Annotated in this window: 2 protein-coding genes; both read left to right on the top strand. The window is 76.3% G+C overall.

Annotation, left to right across the window (positions count from 1 at the left end):
- Positions 1 to 478: N5-glutamine methyltransferase family protein (locus tag HMPREF3105_RS01380; RefSeq protein WP_371441090.1), on the top strand; the 478-nt coding region annotated here is incomplete at its 5' end.
- Positions 475 to 1,155, top strand: a 681-nt coding sequence (locus tag HMPREF3105_RS01375; protein ID WP_070708599.1) for an L-threonylcarbamoyladenylate synthase, incomplete at its 3' end; no start/stop codon positions are given. The genes HMPREF3105_RS01380 and HMPREF3105_RS01375, both read left to right, overlap by 4 nt.

The raw sequence follows: 1,155 nt of genomic DNA, 5'->3' as shown, positions 1-1,155 counted from the left end.
GCGGGGCCGCGCGCTCGCCGTCACCGCCGTCGAGCTCGACCCGGCGGCGGCCGACTGGGCCCGGCGGAACCTCGCCCCGCGCGGGGTCGACCTGCGACAAGGTGATGCCCTTGTCGCGTGCCCCGACCTCGAGGGCCGCGTGGACGTCGTCGTGAGCAACCCGCCCTATGTGCCCGAGGCCGAGGTGCCCGCCCAACCGGAGGCCCGACTGGACCCGGCGCGGGCGCTCTACGGCGGGGACACGCCCGGGCTGCGGATCCCGCGCGCCATCGCGCACCGGGCGGCGGACCTGCTCGCCCCGGGCGGCCTGTTCGCCATGGAGCACCACGAGACGCAGGGCCCGGCCCTCCTGTCCGCCCTCGGCGCGGACCGGCGGTTCACGGGCGAACGAGTCCACCCGGACCTCACCGGGCGAGATCGGTTCTTGACGGCGCGCCGGTCCGGCGAAGCCGCGGCGGGCGCGGAGGTGGAAGAATGACCGACGTGAGTGACTTCATCGACGTCTCGGATCCGGCCGCCCTCGAGAATGCCGTGGCCCGCGCCCGCGAGGTCCTCGCGGACCGCCGCTGCGTGGTCCTGCCCACGGACACCGTCTACGGCATCGGAGCGGACGCGTTCTCCCCGCTGGCCGTGGCCGTGCTGCTGGCCGCCAAGGGCCGTGGCCGCACCATGCCGCCGCCCGTGCTCATCGCGGACCGCCGCGTCATGGCCGGCCTCGCGTACGACGTGCCGGAGGAGGCCGAGGCCCTCGCCGAGCGCTTCTGGCCCGGCGCCCTCACGCTCATCCTCAAGTCCCAGCCCACGCTGACCTGGGACCTCGGCGAGACCCGCGGCACCGTCGCCCTGCGCGTGCCCGACGACGCGGTGGCCCGCGAACTGCTCTACGCCGTCGGCCCCATGGCCGTCTCCAGCGCGAACCGCACCGGCATGGACGCCGCCACCACCGCCGACGCCGCCCGCTCGATGCTGGGGGAGTCCGTGGCCCTCTACCTCGACGCCGGCCCCCGGGAGAGCCGGGATCCCTCGACGATCGTGGACTGCACCGTCACCCCGTTCCGCGTGGCCCGGCAGGGCTCCGTGCCCCTGGAGGAGCTGCGCGCGGTGGTGCCGGACCTGCTCGCCGAGGGCGAGGAGCCGCCGGTCGCCGCCGAGCGG

The organism is Micrococcus sp. HMSC31B01 (assembly GCF_001816085.1).
Classification (GTDB): Bacteria; Actinomycetota; Actinomycetes; order Actinomycetales; family Micrococcaceae; genus Micrococcus; species Micrococcus luteus.
Note: the sequence above shows the minus strand (reverse complement) of the source record. Positions and strands in the feature narration are given on the sequence as shown.